19 protein-coding genes are annotated in these 22,482 nt (G+C 40.2%); 15 read left to right on the forward strand and 4 right to left on the reverse strand.

Annotation, left to right across the window (positions count from 1 at the left end; all coding sequences use genetic code 11):
* Nucleotides 1-225 precede the first annotated feature (225 nt).
* Complete coding sequence (locus RHS_RS17140) at nt 226-2,223, reverse strand: FAD-dependent oxidoreductase (RefSeq protein WP_047833864.1); 1,998 nt, start codon at nt 2,221-2,223, stop codon at nt 226-228.
* Nucleotides 2,224-2,753: 530 nt separating this feature from the next.
* Here RHS_RS17140 and RHS_RS17145 point away from each other — a divergent pair.
* Nucleotides 2,754-3,623, forward strand: coding sequence for an Rpn family recombination-promoting nuclease/putative transposase (locus tag RHS_RS17145; RefSeq protein ID WP_044289695.1), 870 nt, complete (start codon nt 2,754-2,756; stop codon nt 3,621-3,623).
* A 103-nt stretch (nt 3,624-3,726) separates the two neighbouring features.
* Here the strand turns inward: RHS_RS17145 and aroE are convergent, their stop codons facing one another.
* Nucleotides 3,727-4,593, reverse strand: coding sequence for a shikimate dehydrogenase (gene aroE / locus RHS_RS17150; protein WP_047833865.1), 867 nt, complete (start codon nt 4,591-4,593; stop codon nt 3,727-3,729).
* 297 nt (nt 4,594-4,890) lie between these two features.
* On the opposite strand from aroE, the gene RHS_RS17155 reads away from it, so the two are divergent.
* The 4 genes from RHS_RS17155 (at nt 4,891) to RHS_RS17170 (ending at nt 8,953) form a co-directional block, all read left to right on the forward strand.
* Nucleotides 4,891-6,093: an MFS transporter gene (locus RHS_RS17155; protein WP_047833866.1), complete on the forward strand. Its 1,203-nt coding sequence runs from the start codon at nt 4,891-4,893 to the stop codon at nt 6,091-6,093.
* Nucleotides 6,094-6,178: 85 nt separating this feature from the next.
* Nucleotides 6,179-6,664, forward strand: a complete 486-nt coding sequence (locus RHS_RS17160; RefSeq protein ID WP_027296224.1) for a TRAP transporter small permease — start codon at nt 6,179-6,181, stop codon at nt 6,662-6,664.
* The gene (locus RHS_RS17165; protein ID WP_027296225.1) at nt 6,661-7,947 is read left to right on the forward strand and encodes a TRAP transporter large permease; all 1,287 of its coding nucleotides are present in this window, start codon (nt 6,661-6,663) and stop codon (nt 7,945-7,947) included. The genes RHS_RS17160 and RHS_RS17165 overlap by 4 nt, the downstream gene beginning before the upstream one ends.
* A gap of 13 nt (nt 7,948-7,960) precedes the next feature.
* Nucleotides 7,961-8,953: a TRAP transporter substrate-binding protein gene (locus RHS_RS17170; protein WP_027296226.1), complete on the forward strand. Its 993-nt coding sequence runs from the start codon at nt 7,961-7,963 to the stop codon at nt 8,951-8,953.
* Nucleotides 8,954-9,015: 62 nt separating this feature from the next.
* Here RHS_RS17170 and RHS_RS17175 read toward each other — a convergent pair whose 3' ends face one another.
* Nucleotides 9,016-9,879 (reverse strand): aldo/keto reductase, encoded by an 864-nt coding sequence (locus tag RHS_RS17175; protein WP_047833874.1) that lies wholly within the window; start codon nt 9,877-9,879, stop codon nt 9,016-9,018.
* Between the two features lie 19 nt (nt 9,880-9,898).
* Nucleotides 9,899-10,786 carry a LysR family transcriptional regulator gene (locus RHS_RS17180; RefSeq protein WP_047833867.1) on the reverse strand — a complete coding sequence of 296 codons (888 nt, stop codon included), beginning with the start codon at nt 10,784-10,786 and terminating at the stop codon, nt 9,899-9,901.
* A 179-nt stretch (nt 10,787-10,965) separates the two neighbouring features.
* Between RHS_RS17180 and RHS_RS17185 the strand changes: the two genes are divergently transcribed.
* The 10 genes from RHS_RS17185 (at nt 10,966) to RHS_RS17230 (ending at nt 22,414) form a co-directional block, all read left to right on the forward strand.
* Nucleotides 10,966-11,751, forward strand: coding sequence for a shikimate kinase (locus RHS_RS17185; RefSeq protein WP_044293873.1), 786 nt, complete (start codon nt 10,966-10,968; stop codon nt 11,749-11,751).
* 508 nt (nt 11,752-12,259) lie between these two features.
* Complete coding sequence (pdxS, locus tag RHS_RS17190; RefSeq protein WP_047833868.1) at nt 12,260-13,135, forward strand: pyridoxal 5'-phosphate synthase lyase subunit PdxS; 876 nt, start codon at nt 12,260-12,262, stop codon at nt 13,133-13,135.
* Nucleotide 13,136: 1 nt separating this feature from the next.
* Nucleotides 13,137-13,709: a pyridoxal 5'-phosphate synthase glutaminase subunit PdxT gene (gene pdxT / locus RHS_RS17195; protein ID WP_047833869.1), complete on the forward strand. Its 573-nt coding sequence runs from the start codon at nt 13,137-13,139 to the stop codon at nt 13,707-13,709.
* 124 nt (nt 13,710-13,833) lie between these two features.
* Entirely contained in the window at nt 13,834-14,256 is a 423-nt protein-coding gene (locus tag RHS_RS17200; protein WP_047833870.1) for a DUF2000 domain-containing protein, read from the forward strand.
* Between the two features lie 129 nt (nt 14,257-14,385).
* Nucleotides 14,386-15,327 (forward strand): ABC transporter ATP-binding protein, encoded by a 942-nt coding sequence (locus RHS_RS17205; protein ID WP_047833871.1) that lies wholly within the window; start codon nt 14,386-14,388, stop codon nt 15,325-15,327.
* A 23-nt stretch (nt 15,328-15,350) separates the two neighbouring features.
* On the forward strand, nt 15,351-16,094 hold the full coding sequence (locus RHS_RS17210; RefSeq protein WP_044293878.1) for an ABC transporter permease: 744 nt from the start codon (nt 15,351-15,353) through the stop codon (nt 16,092-16,094).
* The gene (locus RHS_RS17215) at nt 16,091-17,062 is read left to right on the forward strand and encodes an ABC transporter permease (protein ID WP_027296235.1); all 972 of its coding nucleotides are present in this window, start codon (nt 16,091-16,093) and stop codon (nt 17,060-17,062) included. The genes RHS_RS17210 and RHS_RS17215 overlap by 4 nt, the downstream gene beginning before the upstream one ends.
* Nucleotides 17,063-17,143: 81 nt before the next feature.
* Nucleotides 17,144-19,738, forward strand: a complete 2,595-nt coding sequence (locus RHS_RS17220; protein WP_027296236.1) for a LuxR C-terminal-related transcriptional regulator — start codon at nt 17,144-17,146, stop codon at nt 19,736-19,738.
* 55 nt (nt 19,739-19,793) lie between these two features.
* A complete protein-coding gene (locus RHS_RS17225) occupies nt 19,794-20,627 on the forward strand; it encodes a carbon-nitrogen hydrolase family protein (RefSeq protein WP_027296237.1) in 834 nt (277 codons plus the stop codon).
* Nucleotides 20,628-21,061: 434 nt separating this feature from the next.
* The gene (locus RHS_RS17230; RefSeq protein WP_027296238.1) at nt 21,062-22,414 is read left to right on the forward strand and encodes an ABC transporter substrate-binding protein; all 1,353 of its coding nucleotides are present in this window, start codon (nt 21,062-21,064) and stop codon (nt 22,412-22,414) included.
* The last annotated feature ends 68 nt before the right edge of the window (nt 22,415-22,482 follow it).

Consider the following 22,482-nt stretch of genomic DNA (forward strand, 5'->3'; position numbering starts at 1 on the left):
CAGCTAATCCGATTCTCAGCATAATTTCTGTTCATAAAGCAGCTAATCCGATTCTCAGCATAATTTCTGTTCATAAAACAGCTAATCCGATTCTTAGTATAATCAGAATTTAAAGTTTATTATTGTAACGTCCTATAGTTTATCCTGAGAGCAGTTATGACAAGCATAAAAAAAGAGAGATGTTAAAGAATATAAACACCCCTCTTTCCATGCCTTATGCAAGGATTATGATATGAAATTTCTTCGCTCTAATATATTTATGATATTGCGTCCCTCCTGTGTACCATCAATAATGCGCCGTGCTCTTACGCTGTCTCCGATATTATAGATCTCAACTTCTTTAGAAGAGAAATGGTCTCTCAGATCGTTCATCAGAGGGGAATTTGCTCGCATTCCAAGACAGACAAATCCATAATCAAAGTCCAGTTTTTCTTCTATCCCGTCTCTTTTAACTAGAAAGTAGTCATCGTGTACTTCCTGCAGTGCAGTATTTGGCATCTGGTTTACTTTGTATTTTTTCATAAGCGCTTTTGTTGAAACCTTTGATACCGGATCCAGGTCTTTGCCTATTTGAGGCATCATTTCAACGATGCTGACGCTTGCATTTCTGGGAGCAAAAAATTCAACGACATCTAATCCAACTGCCCCGCCTCCGATAACCACAATTTTTTTGCCGGACATATCGGCTGGATACTGAGGGATATTTTGTATCATATCCAAAATGGAGAAGACCTTGGTATCTTCTTTGCTCATTGTCTCATGCAGCCCTTTAATTGGAGGCAGCAGTGGATTAGAACCGGTGGCGTTTACGATAATATCAGGATTTAGTTCTTTTACTTTGCTGACATTAGCGCATGTATTCTGGAAGATAAATAGGTTTTTTTGTTTTTTTGCCCTGTGTATCAGATAGTGAGGAAAGTCAGCAAGTCTTTTTTTGTCCGGGATCTTAGAAATTTCATGTGCCAGACCGCCCAGATGATCACTTTTTTCAAGCAGAAATGTAGTACATCCTACTTCAGAAGCAGTACAGGCGGCTTCCAGCCCGGCAGTTCCGCCTCCGATAACCACAACATTACAAGGTTTGTTCACCTGTTTTTTCAGGTAATCCTGGCCATCATTTACAGCAGGATTGACGGTACAGCGGATCGGACGGTTGACGCCTATGCGGTTGCCGGCACAGCCTACGTTACAGGAGATACATTTGCGGATATCGCATTCATTCCCGAACTCTACTTTATTGACCCAATCGGGATCCGCAATTAATCCTCTGCCCATACCGATCAGATCGGCATCTCCACGATTTAAAATATCTTCAGCAATTTTAGGATCACGAATATTACCAACGGTTATAGCTGGTTTATTAAATTTTTCTTTTACGGCTTTTGCCATGTAGGAGCGCCAGCCATCCGGAAGGAAGTTGGAATCAATCTGAAACTGAATAGATCCGTTCAGTCCGGCTGAGACATCTATGATATCGGCTTCTTCCTGGAAATATTCCATCAGGTTCAGCATATCATCCAGTGTATTGCCGCCTTCGATCATTTCGTCTGCACTGATTCTCATGAGAATAGGAAACATGGGTCCAACTGCTTTTCGTACTTCGGACATAACCATAGAAGCAAATCTGGCGCGGTTTACAGGAGATCCTCCGAATTCATCGGTTCTCTTATTTGTAGTAGGAGACAGAAACTGGCTAATCAGATAAGAGTGTCCGCAATGTACTTCTACAGCATCAAAACCGGCTATCTGTGCACGTTTGGCGGCTTCTCCATATTTTCTTGCAATTGCTTCGATTTCACTTATCTCAAGAGGCCGGGGAATTTCTCCGCCCTCCTTGGATGGTATGTCGGACGCAGATACAGGCTGCATACCAGTTCGTGAAGAAACAGCAGAAGCTCCGGCATGGTTAATCTGAATTGCGATACAGGAACCATGTTTATGTACTGACTCACAGAGCTTGAACAGGCGAGGAATATAGTTGTCCTGGTCAATACGAAGCTGCGTTGTGCCATTGGAGCCCTGCGGCGAATCTACGCTGGCATTTTCCAGGATAATTAGTCCTGTGCCGCCTTTAGCGCGTTGTTCGTAGTATTGAATATGCAGAAAGCTCATTTCACCATTTTGTTCCCCGAAATTAGTACCCATAGGGGTCATAACAATACGATTTTTAAGTGTCATTGTTTTGATATTGAGGGGATTAAAAATATTAGGATAATTATTCATTTTGATTCCTCCGTTTTGTGTAAGTGTTAATACTTTAACAACTTTGTTGATTCTATTATAATACAGGATAATTAGTAAAACAAATTGTTAATTTGTCCATAATCAATAGAGAAAGACTATAAATTATGCCGTGATCTCAGGAAATGCAATAGTGGTGAATTAATTAGCAATTTTACGCTTATATCACTAAATATATATAAAATTTATTGCAAATAAATATACATTTTAATAAATATATTATTGACTAATTACATAAAATATAGTAGTCTTATTGTATATAACATATCTATAATATTTCTTTTTACTGGCAGCTCGCTGGGAACTCCAATTAACGTAAATGGATGAATGATTAATTTTAATATGGAAAAGTAACAGGTAACTATAAACTAATATCGGGACTTAAAGCGTGTTATAATATTGCAGTTTATAATTTTATACATTTGCTTACAGATGTAAGATAAATAGTAGATACAGTGCAAAGTCCGATGTTGCTGTAATTTATTTTTGATGTTATAATAAAGGAGACAAACATGGAAAAAATATTAAAGAAGATGAAACCGTTAGAGAAACTGGATCTGAAAGACAGATTTTTATTTGATGAAGTAGCAGAAGATCCGGAATGCTGTCAAGCGATGTTGGAAATCATACTGGATAAAGAAATTACAATTTTGAAGAAAAATGAAACTGAAAAGGAATTTCGAACTACAACCTCACAAAGATCTATAAAATTGGACGTTTTTGCAGCTGATGCAGATGATAAAATCTACAATATGGAAATGCAGCAGAAAAATGCAGGAAATTTGGCAAGGAGAGGCAGGTTTTATCAGGCGCATCTGGATGTATCCCTGTTGGAACCGGGTGTCATAGATTTTAATGAGCTAAATGATTCCTATATGATTATGATCGCTTGTTTTGATCTTTTTGGATTTGGAAAGTATCGTTATACTTGCAGGATGGAGTGTGAGGAATTGCCTGGCACTGTTTTAGAAGATGGTGCAGTTAGGATCTTTTTAAATACAAAGGGGATAGACCGGCAAGGGGTAAGCCAGGAATTAATTGATTTTTTGCATTACGTTGAAAGCTCTACGGATGAAGTCTGCCGCAAATGCGAAAGTTCGCGTATTCACAAGATACATAAGCGCGTCTCAAGCATAAAGCGCAATGAAGAAGTGGGGGTAAGGTATTTGCAGCAATGGGAAGAAAAAATCATGATTAGGGAGGAAGGAATAGAGCAGGGTGAACAAAAGAAAGCGATAGATATTGCAAAGAATCTGATCGATATCCTGGATGTAGAAACCATTGCCAGAAAGACAGGTCTGTCTGTTGAGATAGTTCAAAAGTTAAAAACAGATCAGGAAAAAAAGGCTGTGGAATTAGGGAATAAAGAAACACAGGAATAAAATACAGAAAAAAAGAAAAACGATTAAAGTAATATACAAGAAAAGGACAGGAGAGCTCAATCTGAAATGATATGCCTCCTGTCCTTTTACACATGGAAATTTATTATTTGAAATATTTATCTTTAATAATATCAACCGGCATATCCTGCCCGGTCCAGATCTTAAAAGATGCTGCACCCTGGTATAGAAGCATATACATACCGTTGGCGGTACGGCATCCGCATTCTTTTGCAAGCTTTAGTAGCTTTGTTTCTTTTGGATTATAAATTACATCAAAAACCATCAGATTTTCATGGAAAACACTGGTATCGGTAATCAGACAGCCATCTGTATTTGGAGCCATACCAACGCTTGTTCCATTGGTCAGAATATCACTTCCGGCAATTTCAGATTTCAGGACGGAAGGATCATCAAAATCAAATAGAGTTACCTTGCATTTTGTTTCTGCATTTAACGTATCGACGATTTTTTCAGCACGATCCCAGAATGCGTCGTGAATGCTGAATACAGAAATTTCTTTTACACCGTCCAAAGCTGCCTGAATTAGAATAGCGCTGGCAGCGCCGCCAGCCCCTAACAGGGTCATCTTTTTGCCTATAATGTCAAATCCGGAATCTTTACATGCCATCATAAATCCGGTGCCATCTGTTGTATAACCAACAAATTTTCCATTATCATTTAAAACGGTATTCACAGCGCCGCCAATCCTTGCAGCGGGTGAAAGTTCATCGCAAAGTTCACACATGATGTTTTTATCAGGCATTGTAATATTAAAACCTAAAACATTCATTGCACGAAGCCCCTCTGCTACCTGAGGCATTTTATCCACACCGGCATCAAATGCCAGATATGCACAGTCAAGACCCAGCTGCTTAAATGCTTCGTTATGCATTGCGGGTGAAATACTATGTTCTACTGGACTTCCTAAAAGACATGCAAGACGTGTATGTCCGGTTATTTTTCTTGCCATTTTTATAATCCCCTTTCATTAGCTCATTGTTTATCAGTAAAATTCTGTGATATATGATTTTTTAATAGTAAACTATTTGACAGAAAAAGTCAATTATTTCTTTAGTGCATTAATGTATTCAAGTGAATGGAAAATGAGAAAACAGAGCGTATAATTATAGATAATATCTATGAATAACAGTAAATAAACGATTGGTATTTATTGAATCTAATTGATATAATAATCTCAATAAATGTTACAAACATCAGGGAGAAATATCCAAAAAGTGATGGAATTCAGGTAAAAGGAGAGGAAGTAATGAGTGAAGCGGTGAGAAAATCAAAGTATTATCCTAGTGCATTTATTTTGTATCTGAATTATTTTATCCACGGAATCGGGGCCTCTATATTAGGACAGCAGGTTATGAAAGAGGCACTTGCGGCCCAGTGGGGAACAGGAGATGACAAGGTAACGATGGTAGCTGCGGCATTGGGACTTGGGAGATTGATTACGCTGCCTTTTTCCGGACCAATTTCGGATAAGCTTGGGAGAAGAATATCAACGCTGATCGGTGTGGCTTCATATGCAATATTCTTCCTTGGTATGGCATTTTCACCGAATCTGGCAGTTGCGTATATTGCAGCAATCCTTGGTGGAGCGGCAAATTCATTTTTAGATACAGGAGTTATACCGGCATGTGTAGAAATATTGGAACCGCGTTCCGGACTGGCAGCAATGCTGACAAAATTATTTATTTCTGCTTCACAGTTGTTACTGCCATTTATGCTGGGATTTGTAGCTGCAAGCAATATGTCGTATAATGTCATTATGATTGCGGCTGCAGCAGTAATTGCTGTAATCGGTATCTTAGTTATAAAGGTGCCAATGATTGAAAATCAGAAGAAAGCCGATGGTAAGCCGGATTCCTTTTTTGCAAATCTGAAAAAGGCAAAATTTACAGCGGAAAGTGCTGCGTTAATTGCAATTGGATTTACCTGTACGGCAACCTTTCAGTTGTGGATGAATTGTTCGCAAAAGTTCGGAACTCAGATAGCAGGTATGGAAGATGCGGGCATGATGCAGACCTGGTATTCGGCTGGAACTATTGCAGCGCTGTTTGTAACAGCGGTTCTGGTGAACAAGTTTAAACAGGTTCGTTTTCTGGTAATTTATCCTGCAATTGCAACGTTGATGCTGATCATCGTACTTGTTATAAAAACACCGTTGATATGTCTGGTTGGTGCATTTGTTATCGGGTATTCTGCAGCAGGAGGGGTATTGCAGCTGGCAACTGCAACAGTAAATGATCTTTTTCCTTCCATCAAGGGAACGATTACAAGTATCATTATGATTGCATCCAGCTTGTCTAATTATACAATTCTTTCATTTGCAGGGCAGTTGAGCACAAACAGCGGACCGGAAGCGGTAATGGTTTTAAATATTGTTGTAACGGTTATAGGGGTTGCCCTGGCACTTTTTGTAAATGTAAGGTATAAAAAAATGATTTCCAGTGCTGCATAGTTTAATCGTGTTTGGAACCGAAAAGGTTATAGTGGGGGCTTTGCTTTTTCGAATTTAAAAGATCATGGAACCGAAAGGAGAAGGTATGAAAGCTTTAAAATGGTTAAATAAGAATTTTGAAGAGTTTATCATGGTGTCATTTTTGATGATAATGACTTTGATTATGGGGATTCAGATCTGCGCCAGATATTTATTCAATAATTCGATGGCATGGACAGAAGAAATTACCAGATATTTGTTTGTGTGGTCAGGATTTTTAAGCATTAGTTTTTGTATGACAAAAGGAATTGCAATCCGCCTGGAACAGGTTACCAGTAAATTAAAACCTAAAATGCATGCGGCTGCTAATATTATTGTACATATGTCAGAATTGATCTTTTTTGCTTACCTGATTCCTTTTTCCTGGTCGTATATGATGAAAGCGGTAGAGAGCGGACAGCTCAGTACAGCTTGTGAGATGCCAATGTATATTGTTCAGGCGGCACCGTTTGTATGTTTCGTGCTTGTATGTTTACGGGCCGTACAGCAGATATGGGGAGAAATTCAAATGATAAGGGGGAAGGAAGCATGAGCAGTGTAGTTGTATTTATTATATTTATTGCATGTTTATTTTTATCCATACCAATTGCAACATCTTTAGGAATTGTTTCGGTTTTGCCGGGAATGGCAGATTCCAGCTTCACCGCCAGTGCGACTTATGTGATTCGTTCCATGCTGGGAGGAATTGACAGTTTCCCGCTCCTGGCTATCCCCATGTTTGTATTATCCGGTATTATTATGGCAAGAGGTGGTGTATCCCGCAAATTATTTGATGTATTTGCTTTCTTTATTGGAAAAAGAAAGGCTGGAATTCCCTGTGCAGTAATTATAACCTGCCTCTTTTACGGGGCGATATCAGGTTCTGCCCCTGCGACTGTTGCAGCTGTGGGAAGCATGACAATTCCTATTTTGATAAATCTTGGATATGATAAAGTCTTTGCAACTGCAATCGTAGCAGTAGCAGGGGGACTGGGAGTTATTATTCCTCCGAGTATACCTTATATTTTATTTGGAATGGCTTCAGGGGAATCGGTAGGAGCTATGTTCAAGGCTGGAATTATTCCCGGTATCTTAATTGCCCTTTTGCTTATGGGGTATGCATATTACTATTGCAGAAGATATGGAGAGGATCGGGAAAAGATTGAATTTGTTGTTGGAGAATTACGTCAGAAAGGATTATTACACCTTTTAAAAGATGGAGTCTGGGCACTTCTGACTCCGGTCATTATATTAGGATGTATATATGGTGGAATTGCATCTCCGACAGAAGCGGCGGTAATCTCTGTTTTCTATGCCTTGTTTGTCAGTATTGTAATTTATAAATCAATTCATGTGAGAGATATCTATGCAATTTGTGTGGAATCCTGCAGAACCTATGGACCCTTATTATTTATATTGGTAGCGTCCAGCGCTTTTTCAAGAGTACTGACTCTTATGCAGATTCCGCAGCTTGTGAGCGGATGGATTTTAGATTCCTTCTCGGGAAAGGTGGCAGTTTTACTGGTTATCAATGTGTTCTTACTGATTGTGGGAATGATTATGGATACCAGCCCTGCGATTTTGATTGTAACGCCGATCATGCTTCCCATCATTACGGGAATTGGTGTAGACCCGATTCAGTTCGGTATTATTATGGTAATTAACCTGGCGATTGGTTTTGTTACTCCGCCAATCGGCGTGAATTTATTTGTGGCAAGTTCCATGACAGAAGTGCCGGTAATGCAGATTGCTAAAAAAGCATTGCCGATGATTCTAATCTTCCTGATCGCATTGCTGCTGATTACATTCATTCCGGCTATCAGCCTGTCATTATAAGGAGGGCATCATAATGAAAAAGTTATCGAAAGCAGGCATTACCGTTTTAGTGATCAGTATGATTAGTGTATTATGTGGCTGCAGCAAAACAGAAAACCATTATGCATGGGCACTGGGTACCAGCAGTCCGGAAGATACTGTGACGCAGGTGTATAGTGAAAAGTTTGCCCAGGAAGTAATGGAGCGCAGTAACGGATCTATGGAAATAGCCGTGTATCCAAATGGGGTAATTGGCGGTGACAGAGAACTTTTAGAAAGCTGTGCGGATGGGGATATCCCCTTTGTAGTGCAAAATACGGCTCCACAGGTAAGCTTTATGCCGGAAACGGCTGTTTTTGATCTTCCATGTGCAAGTACTACCATTGAGGAAGTACGGGAGAAGATCGATAATCCGGAATTTTATGCGGCAATTCAGGAAGTATATGAAAAAAGCAGTTATCAATTGCTGGGGATTGCAGATCAGGGCTTCCGGGTTATGACAACAAATAAGAATATCCAGGATATAAGCGGATTTAAGGGACAGAAAATAAGGACCATGGAAAATGCAAATCATTTAAAATTCTGGCAGGATCTGGGAGCAAACCCTTCCCCGATGGCATTCAGTGAAGTATATATTGGTTTGCAGCAGCACACGATTGATGCAGAAGAAAATCCATATGAAGTCATTGTATCCGGAAAACTGTATGAACAGCAAAAATATATGGTAGAGACGAATCATGTGCCTCATTTGATTACCTTGATTGCCAGTGAAGATTTTATGGATAAATTAAGCCGGGAGCAACAGAAGATTATTCAGGAAGCAGCAAAATCGGCAACAGAGTATGCCAGAGAACAGGCTAATATCCGGGTGGAAGACAGGATTGAAATAATGGAAGCAGCAGGCGTGGAAAGAATCGAACTTTCGAATGAAGTACACGATGAAATGCAAAAGCTGGCACAGAATGTCTATGATGATATCAGAGAGCAGGCAGGTGATCAATTAGTAGATTTATATATAGAAGAATAACGTATTAAATGGATGCCGGCAGCTATGATACCGGCATCCATTTTGGGTGGAAAGACCTTTAATTAGAAGAAATACAGCCCATCTATCTTTCTTAGTTCATCATCCAGAAGGGCTTTTTCTTTATCAGACAAAGGATGGTTCAGGCATTCGTCGATATGATCCACAACGAAAGAAAAACTTTCGAAATTTCCAGGCGGTACAACAGCATCTGCACCCATGGAAAGTGTATATTTAATGGCAGCAATCCCCAGGGCTTCATTGCCGGAAATGGGCTTACACCAGGATTTTGGAAAAGAAGATTCCGTACGTTCTTCTTCATTTATCCATGCGCGGTGAATCAGGGTTTTCATGCCAAGCAAACCGATGTCTTTTTCTTTGGCTGCTTTTGCAATGCGGGTACCGAAGTCTTTTCCAAGATTTACTCCCCAGTTTAAAGGAAAGAGCACAGTGTCAAAGTTATAGCGTTTAAGTGCCTCTAAAGCCACCTCTTCACTGTGGCAGGTGATGCCCAGCTTTTTTAAGATTCCTTCTTCTTGCGCTTTGCACATGGTTTCCATAACCCCGCCTTTGGAAAAAGCGGTGTTCAGTTCTTCCATAGTTGCAAGTCCGTGCATCTGATAAACATCAAAATAGTCTGTATGCAGCAGATCAAAGGATTCATCCAATTCCTTTTTTGCATCTTCAGCCAGCCTGCAGTTGGTTTTACATGCAAGATAAATATGATTACGATAAGGTTTCAGGGAATTACCCAGCTTTTCCTGGGCATCGCCATAGGAGGGGGCCACATCAAAATAGTTGATTCCTTTTTGAATAGCATATTCCACATAGCGGTCAGAAGCATCCTGACCATCATCCATAGATACAATTCCCCCATAGACAACGGGGCTGATCTGATAACCGGTATTACCCAATTTCCTTTTTTGCATGATTTTGATCCTTTCTGAATTATATTTCAAATTCATGTGACTTGACATATTCAATAAAGCGTTTCATGGCTGGAGTCTGATAATGATTTCTCAGATATGCCATATGGATATGACGTTTACAGTAGCCTTCAATGACAGGAATTGCCTTTACCTGATACAGGTTTATTTCAGGGATTACGGCTGCAAGAGAGATACCGAACCCTTCGGACACAAGTCCATATAAAGCCTGTTCATTTTCTGCCTCACATATGATTTGCGGTTCTATGTTGGATATATTAAAAAGCTTTAGTGTTAGCTGCCCAAGTCCGGTTTCTTTATTGTAGACAACAAGTGGATAGTTGGATATTTCATGAAAATGAATCCGGTCAAAATTCGCCAGCGGATGATTAAGTGGTACGATGACAGAAAGTGCGTGTTCGATCAGGGAAACAAATTCAAGATCTGTTTCGGCGGGAACCTGGGATGCAAAGATAAGATCATACTTTTCGCTTTTCAGACCGGAAACTAAAGCAGATGTAATACCCTGATAAAAAGTAAAGTTTACATCTTTATTTTCAGGGAGATCCAGAAAGCTGCGTGCCATTTTTGGTATATACCTGGGGGCGAGAGGATATACATATCCGATATCAATCTGCCCTTTTGTATTGCTGGTGTATTTTTTTAATTGTCGGATACCTGCTTCCAGTTCTTCCAGGGAGCGGTCAACATGCTCCAGAAAAAATTTTCCATATTTCGTAAGTGCAACATTCCGGCCCTGTTTCTCAAACAGGCAGGTTTCAAGTTCTTTTTCCAGGCTGGACATGGCGTAGCTTAAACTGGGCTGGGAGATATGAAGTTCATCAGCAGCCTTGGAAAAATGCTGCAGCCTTGCGACCGTCTGAAAATAGTATAGCTGGTTTAAGTTCATGGAGCATCCTCACCTTTCTATTAATTGCAATTATATTAAATTATATCATATGAAATAGGCGAATACTACATATAGTAAAAGAAATAAGAAGTTTTTTCGCTTTAAAGTATTAAAATGTTGAAAAATTTTCATCCTACTGTTATAATACAGCATAGAAATATAAGAAAGGAACAGCCCAGATGGATAGATTAGAAGAAATCAGAGAGAAGATAAGCCAATGTGACGACCGCATCATTGAGGAACTTGTAATACGCATGAATTATATAAAGGATATTATCGAATACAAAAAAGAAACAGGTACGCCGATTATCCAGCCCGAACAGGAGAAGAAACAGGAAGATGCCCTGAAGAAGAAAGTTGGGAATAATGAATTCGAAGAAGAGATTTTACATATTTTTAAATATATTGTAAAAAACAGCCGGAAGATACAGGCAAAGAGTTTGTTCGACTATAATATCTTTTTAATCGGATTCATGGGGGCTGGAAAGAGTACGGTTGCAGACGGTCTTGAGAAAATGCTTGAGATGGAGCGTATTGAGATGGATGCAATGATTGCTAAGAAGCAGGGAATGTCAATACCGGAAATCTTCGAGGAGTATGGAGAAGTATATTTCCGTAATCTGGAAAGTAATATGCTGATTGAACTTCAGAAAAAAAGCCAGGCAATTGTATCCTGCGGAGGCGGCGTTGTAATGCGTCCGGACAATGCGGAACATATGAAGAAGCATGGAAGAGTGGTATTGCTGACCGCTTCACCAAAGACAATTTTCGAGCGCGTGAAGGACAGCCGGGAACGTCCGATCCTGAACAATAATATGAATGTAGCATTCATAGAAGAGCTAATGGAAAAACGGCGTGAAAAATATCTTGCCACTGCTGACGTTGTCGTGGAGACAGATGGTAAGAATGTTGTAGAGATTTGTGAGGAAATTATATCCAGGCTGATTGTGTTAGACAGAGATTAGCAGCTAAGCTGTTTGCAAATCTTTATGATTAATATAAATAGTATGAGAGTCAAAAGTGGTAAAAACATATACAGGGTAAACCTTATATGTTTTTATCACTTTTTAAACTACGCGTAAACACCCGTGTTTAAAGATAAAAGGCAGTTAATTTTGTTGAGACGGAGGATACGAAGACTATAAAGCAGGAATCCATTGCCGTTATTTTAATGATGGGGAATGCAAAATAGTTATGGTGAAGTAATAGATGAGGATGGAAAAAGTGAAATTCAATTTTGGGTTCCGGTTATTAAGTTTGTTCGTTATTGGTGAACTGGCATGGTTTAAAAAATTAAAACTGGCATTTGAAACAAGGACACATTTCGGATATAGTAAGACCATAAAAATTGCTCATTTGCAATGAATGATAAGAATTCTTATGATCTTAATTTGGAAAATGTATGAGCCATACAAATATTTACTTGCCGTTGACAACCATTACAACAAGATAGATAACAAGGAGAGTGTTTAAATGAAACAGTACAGATATGAGTTAAATAAGGAACTGGCACAGATGTTAAAGGGCGGGGTTATCATGGACGTAACTACACCGGAGCAGGCAAAGATAGCACAGGATGCCGGAGCGTGTGCGGTTATGGCACTTGAGCGGATTCCGGCAGATATCAGAGCGGCCGGCGGGGTATCCAGAATGAGCGATCCAAAGATGATTCGTGGAATTCAGGAGGCAGTGACGATTCCGGTTATGGCAAAATGCAGGATTGGACATTTTGCGGAAGCGCAGATTCTGGAAGCAGTTGAGATAGATTATATCGATGAAAGTGAAGTGCTGTCTCCGGCGGATGATGTGTACCATATTGATAAAACTAAATTTAAGGTTCCCTTCGTATGTGGTGCGAAAGATCTGGGAGAAGCGCTTCGGAGAATTACGGAAGGAGCTTCCATGATACGTACGAAAGGGGAGCCGGGAACCGGTGACATTGTGCAGGCAGTCCGTCACATGAGAATGATGAATCAGGAAATAGCAAGATTGGTTTCCATGCGGGAGGATGAACTATTTCAGGCAGCGAAAGAGCTTCAGGTACCCTATGAACTGGTAGAATATGTGCATCAGAACAGTAAACTTCCGGTTGTTAATTTCGCAGCAGGCGGAGTTGCAACTCCGGCAGATGCAGCATTAATGATGCAGCTTGGAGCGGAAGGAGTCTTTGTAGGATCGGGCATTTTTAAATCAGGCGACCCGGCAAAGAGGGCACAGGCAATTGTGAAAGCCGTAACCAATTATCAGGATGCTAAAATGCTGGCTGAATTGTCGGAAGACCTGGGGGAAGCAATGGTGGGAATCAATGAGCAGGAAATCGGACTTTTAATGGCAGAAAGGGGAAAATAAAGTGAAAATTGCAGTGTTGGCAGTTCAGGGGGCTTTTATAGAACATGAGAAGATGCTTGAAAAACTGGGCGCAGACTGCATCGAAATACGGCAGAAAAAGGATGCAGAGGAAGCGTTTGACGGTCTTATCCTGCCGGGCGGGGAAAGCACAGTAATGGGGAAGCTTTTAAAAGAGCTGGATTTATTCCATATCTTAAAAACAAAGATCAAAAACGGGATGCCGGTGCTTGGAACCTGTGCAGGACTGATCCTACTGGCGGAAAAGTTATCCAACGATAAACAGGTCCACTTCGGAACACTGCCGGTTACTGTAAAAAGAAATGGATATGGCAGACAGCTAGGCAGCTTTCATACAGAGGGACATATGGATGGAGTCGGCATGATTCCAATGACATTTATCAGAGCACCATACATTGAAATCGCTGATCCGGCGGTGAAGATACTGGCAAGGGTTGATGACAAAATAGTAGCAGTAAGATATAAAAATCAGCTTGGAGCTGCCTTTCATCCTGAAGTTACAGCGGATACCCGAGTCCATGAATATTTTCTTCAAATGGTGAAGGATGAGCGATAGTTCTGAGTAAAGTTTGGAACCATAATATTTGAAAAGCAGAAGAGATTGTCAATATCATACAAGAGAACTATTTTAGTGTGTGTTATACTTTGCAAAGATAGATCAGATGCAAAGGAGAACAAAAATGGACAGTCAAAATGATAAATGTGTCATGGTAATTGATGAGAATCTTCCGCTGGGAATTATTGCTAATACGGCAGCAGTCCTGGGAATCACACTGGGAAGACAACATCCGGAGATAGTAGGGGCGGATGTATCGGATGGAACTAAGAATGAACATCTGGGAATTACAGCATTTCCGGTTCCCATCCTGAAGGGAAATGTTCAAATCATAAAGGATTTGCGGAGCAGACTTTATACAGAAGAATTCAAGCAGCTTACGGTTGCAGATTTTTCAGATGTGGCGCAGAGCTGTAATGATTATGAAGATTTTACAAAAAAGTTAAGCAGCATAGATGAACAAAAACTGCAGTACTTTGGTATTGCGATATGCGGCAATAAGAAGCTGGTAAATAAACTTACGGGGAGTATGGGGCTGCTTAGATAGCATATGTTTGAATAACGTAAAAATAGAGAGTTCAACCTTAGAAATCAACCTTTCGGTTGATTTCTTTTTTTGTCCCGGATGTTAAAGTAATGGCAGGAACAAATCACAGAGAGAATGAGAGGTATCCCTATGGATCAATTAATAAAGGTAATGAACCTGGAAAAATGTTATGGAGATAAAGAAGTGGTAAAGAAAATATCGTTTGAGATTAAGCGGGGTGAAATTCTCTGCTTCCTTGGACCAAACGGTGCGGGGAAAAGTACGACAATCAATATCCTTGCAGGAGTGCTGGGGGCAGACGGGGGAGAAATTCAATATAAGGGAAAGTGTATCCGGGATACAAAAAAGGAGTACCGGTATCATCTTGGAGTTGTACCGCAGGATCTGGCTTTGTATGAAGATCTAACCGCTATCCAGAATGTGCGTTTCTTTGCATCTCTTTATGGGCTGAGAGGGAGAGATTTAAGTGAAAAGGCAGAACGAGCACTTTCCTTTGTCGGATTAAAGGATCGTAAAAATCAGAAAGTGAAAACATTTTCCGGTGGTATGAAGCGCAGGTTAAATATAGCGTGTGCCATTGCCCATGAGCCGGAATTGGTTATTATGGATGAACCAACAGTGGGAATTGATCCCCAGTCACGCAATCACATTTTAGAATCCATACGGGAACTGCGCAGCCATGGTATGACCGTATTATACACCACACATTATATGGAAGAAGTGGAAGAGATTTCTACACGTATTATCATAATGGATGATGGATTGCTTATAGCCGAGGGAACGAAGGAAGAACTAAAGGAAAGTATTTCCGATAAAAGAAAATTTATTCTGACAGTAGAATCCGAAGAAGAATTGAGTATTGATGAATTTTACCGCATTGAAGGTGTTATGGAAATCAGGTCAGAAGAAGGAATTATTGAAATCACAACTTTAAAAAATGTGGAAAACCTGGATAAAATTATATCACTGGCGCTATCCCAGAATATCAAAATCAACAATGTAATGTGCCGGACTGCCAACTTGGAAACAGTTTTTTTAAGCCTCACGGGAAAAAGCCTTCGGGATGAATAAACGGATTAAGAAAGGAGCTTTATATGCGGGGATTTTATAATATATGTAAACAGGATTTTATGAATCTGGCTAAAAATCCAATGTGGCTTTTTTATGTTTTAGCATTTCCAATTTTGCTGGTGGGAGTGATGGGATTTTTTATGGAGGGTAGTTATGGCACAGAGATCACTTCTTATGATTACTATGGCATCAGCCTGATGATCTACGGTGCATTAAATGCAGCTACTATCGGTGCAAATTCCTTTATGGAGGAGCGTATTAAGGCAGGAAATATGAGAATTATTTTCTCACCACAGCCGGATTCCTATCTGTATTTTTCTAAGATTATCGCAGCATTTCTATTTACGGAGATTGCGTATTTCATTGATTTTGGTATACTGCATTATTTGTTTGGTGTCAATATTGGTGGAATGTATACGGGATATGTGCTGGCGGTACTTACTATGGCAATTCTTTTTTCGTCAGCACTGGGAGTTATGTGCTGCTGTATTTTAAAAAGTGAGAATATTACGAATCAGATTCTAAGTACGCTGCTTACCATATTATGTCTGCTGGGCGGAGTGTTTTTTTCACTGGATGGATTCGGAGAGACTGTTCGGAAGATATGCCTGCTGTCTCCGGTGAAATGGATTATGAATACGCTGTTTGCAATTATATATGACAGGGATCTGGGTCAGGTATTACCCACTATATTTATGCTGGCAGCAGGGACGGTGATCATAGTGGTGCTGTGCGGAGTGTTTTTCCACAAGGAGGATTATGTATGATACAAATATTAAAAAATGATCTGGATAGGGTGCTGTGCAATAAAAAAAATGCTATAATGACGTTAGTGCTTACCATTTGTATGGTAGGGTTTGCTATTTACTTTACGAATAAGATACAGGTGATTGGAAATCTTGCAGTAGTTGGAAATGTCCGGGAAGAGATTGGGCTGGAGCATTATTTTAATATCAGTTATGTTTTGCAGGAACCAAAAGAGAGTGAGTTAGTAAGCGGGCGGTATGATGCCGTGATAAAACCAACAGCAGAGGGATATGGGATACAGACGCTCAAAGGCGATACTTTTAAAAATATGGTGATGCAGGCGTTAAAAGACCCGGCAGGATTTGTTCCCGAAACAGACCGGATTCGGGGAGTTGGAACAAATATTATCGGATACCTGGTGATGATTCTGCTGATGCAGGGGGTTCTGCACATGGAATATTATGGTGAAGATAAGGAGAAACATTTAGTGGAACGGATCGCTGTTTCGCCAATCAGTTTTGTCAAATATCTGGCAGCACACTTTTTATATGCTTTCCTGATGCTTTTTCTACCCAGTATGGGTGTGGTGGCTGCTGCCCGGATAATCGGGCTGAACATTGGTTTATCCCTGTGGGAATATGCAGCGCTGCTTGGAATTTTGTGTATGCTTTCTGTTTCATTTGGGATCTTTATGCATACTTTTTGTAAGAGCATGGACAGTGCCAATATGACTGCATCCCCACTGATTGTACTGACATCTGTCTTAGGGGGAACCTTTTATTCTTATGCGCACAGCAGCCAAATCATGAATGGGCTGATAAATGTGCTGCCTCAGAAGAATTTTATCTCATTTGTGAATGGGGTAGAAAAGGGAAGTCTGAATATACATCATTATCAGCAGCTGGGTTACTGTCTGGTAATCATATTGGTATTGACGGGAATCTCAATTGTACGAAACTGCAGAAAGTACCGGCCTGCTGTAAAATAAAGAATTGCCTGGGGCGTGCAGATGGCGGAAATGAATTTTTAATCACACGCTGGAGAGGCTTCAGTCCGGAAAGGTTCAATTATGTTTAATACATCCATATTACAATCAAAATTTAAAATACCGAAACCACGGAAAAATTATGTGGTGCGGCGTGAGTTATATCAGATCCTGGATCAAGTGCCGGATTATAAAGTAATACTGATTCAGGGAGAGGCGGGAAGCGGGAAGACAACGCTGCTGAGTTCTTATATTTCCGACAGAAAATTAGAACTTGTTCGCTGGATTTCCTTGGATGAAAACAGTAACCATATATTTGTCTTCTGGCGTTATTTTCTGGAAGCGGTCAGAGACCAGCTGGGAGAAAAGGGTGAGGAACTGATTCATCTGTTTGACGAAAATATGCAGATGGATAATATGGAGCGGTTTTTACCGGTTTTATTTGGTGAAATAACTTTTGCCGGTGACTGCTGGCTGATCCTGGATGATTTTCAGGTGATCCAGGATTCGGAACTGATAAACACAATCGACCTGATATTTAAAAATATGCCCGAGCAGCTGCATATCCTGCTGGTAACCAGAGAGCAGCCAAAGGTCTATCTGGGAGCGCTTGGCATGGAAGGAGAACTTCTGGTAATTGATGAGGGGCAGTTGAAATGCGGATACCGGGACAGTATGGATTTTCTTACAAATACACTGGGGCTTTCTTATTCGGATCAAGTGCTGGAATATATGTGCCGGATCGCAGAGGGGTGGATTGGAGGGCTTCAGCTTCTTTCTCTTTCCCTGAAAGGAAAGACGGAAGAAGAGATACTTACACTGAATTTTCAAAACAGGTTTTCTGACGAATACATTTCCAGAGAGATTTTTCAGGTATTGCCGGAACAGGAACAGCATTTTTTGCTGTTTTCTTCTGTCTTTCAATATTTTAATAAAGAAATGTGTGTGGAGCTGACAGGAGAAGATGCAAAAGAGGCATTTGACAGTATCATTGACCGGAACTTATTCGTGATATGTGTGGATGAAATGGAAGGCATGTATCGTTATCATGGGATCCTGCTGGAATATTTAAGGAAGCACTTTGCAAAAGAAGATATTGATCTTCAGAGGAAAGTACATAAGCATGCATCTGAAATTCTATACGAATCAGGGGATTATGAAGAGAGCCTGAATCAGCTGTTTCTTATAGAAGCTTATGAAGAAGCAATGGATATCCTGGTGCAAATACCACAAAATTCCATCTTCTTTTCCTACTTTTGTAAAGTTCCGATTGAAGAAATATATAGTAATTCAGATTTTGCCATACAGTATTTCTTTTATCACTATGCTAATTTTGAATTTGAAATCTGTAAAAAAGTTTATGAAAAATTAAGCCGGGAAAGCAGTTCCGGAGATCTGGGAGATCTGGGAAATCTGGGAAAAGCAATCCAATGTGCTGATTTATTTGTTAATGAATCTTTTTCCTATTCCGATATCCGCCTCCTTACCATGGAAGAAATAGATAGTTTTCCAATTAATGATACAACAAAGGCGTTCCTGCTGGTAAAGGAAACATTTTTACAATATTACAAATGGAATATTCAGACTGCCTTTGATTATCTGGAAAAGGCAGACAGTATATGGAAAAAGACAGGGAACCATTATCTGGGGTTTTTTGTAACCTTTGTACGCACCCAGATCTATGAAGAACTTGGGGAACTGGATCTGTGCATGGAACTTTATGAGAGCTGCAGCCCGTTACTGAATGATTACAAAATGTTAAAGCTGCCCTACTATGTAGGGCTGATCGGCGTTTATTTGAAGAAAATGCAGCTAAAAGAGGCAAAAGAAGCAATCGAACAGGCAAAACAGGTGACATCCCGGGAGGCACTGATGATGGATCTGAGCTTTCAATACAATGTGGTCGAATATGAATGCCTGACGGAAGATTACACGAAAAGCAGCGCAAAAGTGAAAGCATTTCTAAGAAGCTGTCTTCCGGATAATTGCCTGATTGGGTCTGCACTGATTAAATACGTAGTCTGGAACCATAGTGATCCGGAATGTGAGGAACGTTTTTTACATGATTTTCACCGTGGTGCAGAACGGGGGAATGAAATGGATACTTTGCTGGTTTATGCAAAGCTGTCTGCGGACAGAGGCCATGTGGATACTGGGATAAAGACAATAAATGAGATATTGAAATCTGCAAGGAAGAATCGTAATAAGAATAGAATTATTGAGGCAGATTTGCTGAAGATGAGAATATTGAGTAAAGAGAAGGAAGAAGAGCAGAGCAAAGAAAGCCGGCGCGAATTAAAAAATTTGCTGATCGAAGTAATTACTTACGCCGCAGACAGCGGACTGCGGCAGCCCTTTTTCTTCGAACGGGGGCTGATGCAGGAGATGACAGCCAGGTATCGCCTGGAATTAGAGGAAAAGCTGGAAGAAAAGGAACGGGAATTCCTTCATGAAATGATTTCGGAGGAGAGCAGCAGCAATAAAGAGCATATTCTTTCTGAAAGGGAATTGGAAGTTCTGAGAGAACTCAGTACAGGAAAAAGCAATAAACAGATTGCAGATGCGCTTTGCATTTCCCTGGCAACCGTGAAGACCCATGTAATTAATATTTATTCCAAGATGCAGGTGAACAGCAGGCTGGCAGCTGTGAACAGGGGGAAGGAAATGGGGATTTTGTAAGCAGATTTTTGAACTGGCAATAAATTAGATAATAAAAAGGAGGTACAGCGATAATATGAACAAATTCACAGCAGCAGCAATCCAATTAGATTCCAAGAGCAACGTTGAGGAAAATCTTAACAACGCAGTTGAATTGATAAGAGAAGCAGCAGAGCGGGGTGCCCGGTTAATTGCTATGCCGGAGACGGTTAATTATATCGGATCGGAATGTGAGAAATTTGCAGAGTCCATACCGGAAGGGCATACATTCAAAGTATTTGCAGAACAGGCGAAAAAGTACCGGGTGTGGCTGCACTGCGGAAGTATCTATGAAAAAAATGAAGATACAAATGACAGACGCCCCTATAATACAACGATGATTTTAAATCCTAAGGGAGAGTTAGCGGCCAAATACCGTAAGCTCCATCCATTTGATGTATCGATAGAGGATGGACCAGACGTTCGGGAATCCGACGTGAATTGTCCCGGGAATAATATACTGACGGTAGACACCCGGGAAGTTGGTCATCTTGGGCTGTCTGTCTGCTATGATATGAGATTCTGTGAACTGTTTCGGATAATGGCACTTAAGGGAGCGCAGATTTTTATCACTCCTGCAAACTTTACGGTAAATACCGGAAAGGATCATTGGGAAGTACTTTTAAGAGCCAGGGCAATTGAAAATGGCTGTTATGTAATTGCCCCTGGACAGATTGGAGTGAAGCCGAAGTATCAGGCATATGGGAAAACGATGATTATTGATCCCTGGGGAAATGTAATCGCAATGGCATCAGACAAAACCACCGTGATTACAGCAGAGATTGATCTGGAGTATCTTCGGTCTGTGCGCAATCAGGTATTCACTCTGGAAAATAGAAGGAATGATGTCTATGATCTTTCAGAGATATAAAATTTGTTTCAAAAAATCCAAATCAGGGAAGAATACAGATAAGCCTATTAGATATATAGGCATATCTGTATTTTTTGTGTATTGTGAGTATCTTCTTACTCTGTGAATCCATCGAACTTAATAGAAAAAATAAAAAATCATGAGAATATAAAAAAACTAAATTTATTTATGAGTATTTGTAAAGTTAATGTAAATATTTATATAAAATTTATAAGCTTCACAGAAAGAAATAATGGATGTATGATGTGAAAAGTATCCAAAATTGGAGCTGTATAATAGTGCAAATAAACCAAAGTGGATAAATGAACATAAAAAAATGAAAATTAATATTGACTTTTTATAAAAATAGTACTACTATTCTATTAAAGAATTTATAAATAAATATAAAATCTTTAATAGAACATTAGAGACATTTATTAAAGGAGGATTTTAAAATGAAAAAGCGTTTAGCAGCAACATTATTAGCAGTTACTTTAACGGCATCGATGATCGCTGGTTGTGGCAGTTCAGATAAGCCGGCAGAAACTTCCGCAGATAAGGGGGCAGAGTCAGCCCAGACAGCAGCGGATGCAAAAGAAACAGGTGGAAAAGCAGAGGATGCAGGCTCCGATTCGGAAGCGGAACTTACGGTCTGGGCATGGGACAAGGCATTTAACGGCAAGGCACTGGAAGAAGCGGATAAGCTTTATGACGGGGCGAAAATTAATTTCGTAGAAATGTCAAAGGCTGATTGCCTCCAGAAGATTCATACCGTGTTAGCTTCCGGTGTGACAGATGATCTTCCTGATATTGTGATCATCAGTGACCTTGCAGCACAGGGATATCTGATGTCTTACCCGGATGCATTTATGCCGATGGATGATGTCATCAATTATGATGATTTTGCCAGTTATAAAAAAGCAGCAGTATCTTATGACGGTGTAGGATACGGAGTTCCATTTGACACAGGCGTGGCAGGACTCTTTTATCGTACCGATTATATAGAAGAAGCAGGATATACCCAGGAAGACATGCAGGACCTGACCTGGGATGAATATCTGGCTATGGGCGAAAAGTTAAAAGAGAAAGGCCATATGCTGCAGACCTACAATCCAAATGATATTGCTGAATTCCAAATCATGATGCAGTCTGCAGGGAAATGGTTTACAGATGCAGATGGAAATGCTGATTTTACAGACAATGCGGCATTAAAAGAAAGCTTTGAGATTTTTAAGACTTTAAATGAATCTGATTACTGTAAGGTAGTCAGCGACTGGACAGAATTCGCCGGAGCAATTAATGGTGGAGATGTAGCTTGTGTACTTCGTGGATCCTGGATTTCTTCCACGATCATGGCAGCAGAAGATCAGAGCGGAAAATGGGCAGTAGCACCGGTTCCAAAATTAAGTGTAGAAGGTGCAACAAATAAATCCAATCAGGGCGGTTCCAGCTGGTATGTACTGAATAATGCAAAGAATGCACAAAAAGCAGCAGATTTCCTGGCTAAGACATTTGCGGGAAGCACAGACTTATATAATACACTGTTAAAATCCAACAACATTATGGGAACTTATCTTCCGGCAGAAAGCGTAGAAGCTTACTCGGAACCATCTGAGTTTTATGGCGGACAGAAATTAAATGCAGATCTGGCAGCATGGTTAAAAGATATTCCGGCTGTTGATACAGGAGCATTTTCAGCAGAAGCACAGGCGGCACTCTTAGCCGTAACACCGGAATACCTTGCGGGAGGAACTCTGGATGACTGTTTGAAAAATGCGGCAGAGCAGTTTAATCAGTCGATACAGTAAGTGCTGCATCTGGTAAATCATTGTGCAATTAACAGTAAAATAACTGGATAGAGCACTGGATAAAGCAA

The organism is Robinsoniella sp. RHS (genome assembly GCF_001029355.1).
Taxonomy (GTDB): Bacteria; Bacillota; Clostridia; order Lachnospirales; family Lachnospiraceae; genus Robinsoniella; species Robinsoniella peoriensis.

Coding starts and splice junctions, on each gene's coding strand:
- RHS_RS17140 (WP_047833864.1), bottom strand. CDS start 2,223: ATGAATAATTATCCTAATATTTTTAATCCCCTCAATATCAAAACAATG.
- RHS_RS17145 (WP_044289695.1), top strand. CDS start 2,754: ATGGAAAAAATATTAAAGAAGATGAAACCGTTAGAGAAACTGGATCTG.
- aroE (WP_047833865.1), bottom strand. CDS start 4,593: ATGGCAAGAAAAATAACCGGACATACACGTCTTGCATGTCTTTTAGGA.
- RHS_RS17155 (WP_047833866.1), top strand. CDS start 4,891: ATGAGTGAAGCGGTGAGAAAATCAAAGTATTATCCTAGTGCATTTATT.
- RHS_RS17160 (WP_027296224.1), top strand. CDS start 6,179: ATGAAAGCTTTAAAATGGTTAAATAAGAATTTTGAAGAGTTTATCATG.
- RHS_RS17165 (WP_027296225.1), top strand. CDS start 6,661: ATGAGCAGTGTAGTTGTATTTATTATATTTATTGCATGTTTATTTTTA.
- RHS_RS17170 (WP_027296226.1), top strand. CDS start 7,961: ATGAAAAAGTTATCGAAAGCAGGCATTACCGTTTTAGTGATCAGTATG.
- RHS_RS17175 (WP_047833874.1), bottom strand. CDS start 9,879: ATGCAAAAAAGGAAATTGGGTAATACCGGTTATCAGATCAGCCCCGTT.
- RHS_RS17180 (WP_047833867.1), bottom strand. CDS start 10,786: ATGAACTTAAACCAGCTATACTATTTTCAGACGGTCGCAAGGCTGCAG.
- RHS_RS17185 (WP_044293873.1), top strand. CDS start 10,966: ATGGATAGATTAGAAGAAATCAGAGAGAAGATAAGCCAATGTGACGAC.
- pdxS (WP_047833868.1), top strand. CDS start 12,260: ATGAAACAGTACAGATATGAGTTAAATAAGGAACTGGCACAGATGTTA.
- RHS_RS17200 (WP_047833870.1), top strand. CDS start 13,834: ATGGACAGTCAAAATGATAAATGTGTCATGGTAATTGATGAGAATCTT.
- RHS_RS17205 (WP_047833871.1), top strand. CDS start 14,386: ATGGATCAATTAATAAAGGTAATGAACCTGGAAAAATGTTATGGAGAT.
- RHS_RS17210 (WP_044293878.1), top strand. CDS start 15,351: ATGCGGGGATTTTATAATATATGTAAACAGGATTTTATGAATCTGGCT.
- RHS_RS17215 (WP_027296235.1), top strand. CDS start 16,091: ATGATACAAATATTAAAAAATGATCTGGATAGGGTGCTGTGCAATAAA.
- RHS_RS17220 (WP_027296236.1), top strand. CDS start 17,144: ATGTTTAATACATCCATATTACAATCAAAATTTAAAATACCGAAACCA.
- RHS_RS17225 (WP_027296237.1), top strand. CDS start 19,794: ATGAACAAATTCACAGCAGCAGCAATCCAATTAGATTCCAAGAGCAAC.
- RHS_RS17230 (WP_027296238.1), top strand. CDS start 21,062: ATGAAAAAGCGTTTAGCAGCAACATTATTAGCAGTTACTTTAACGGCA.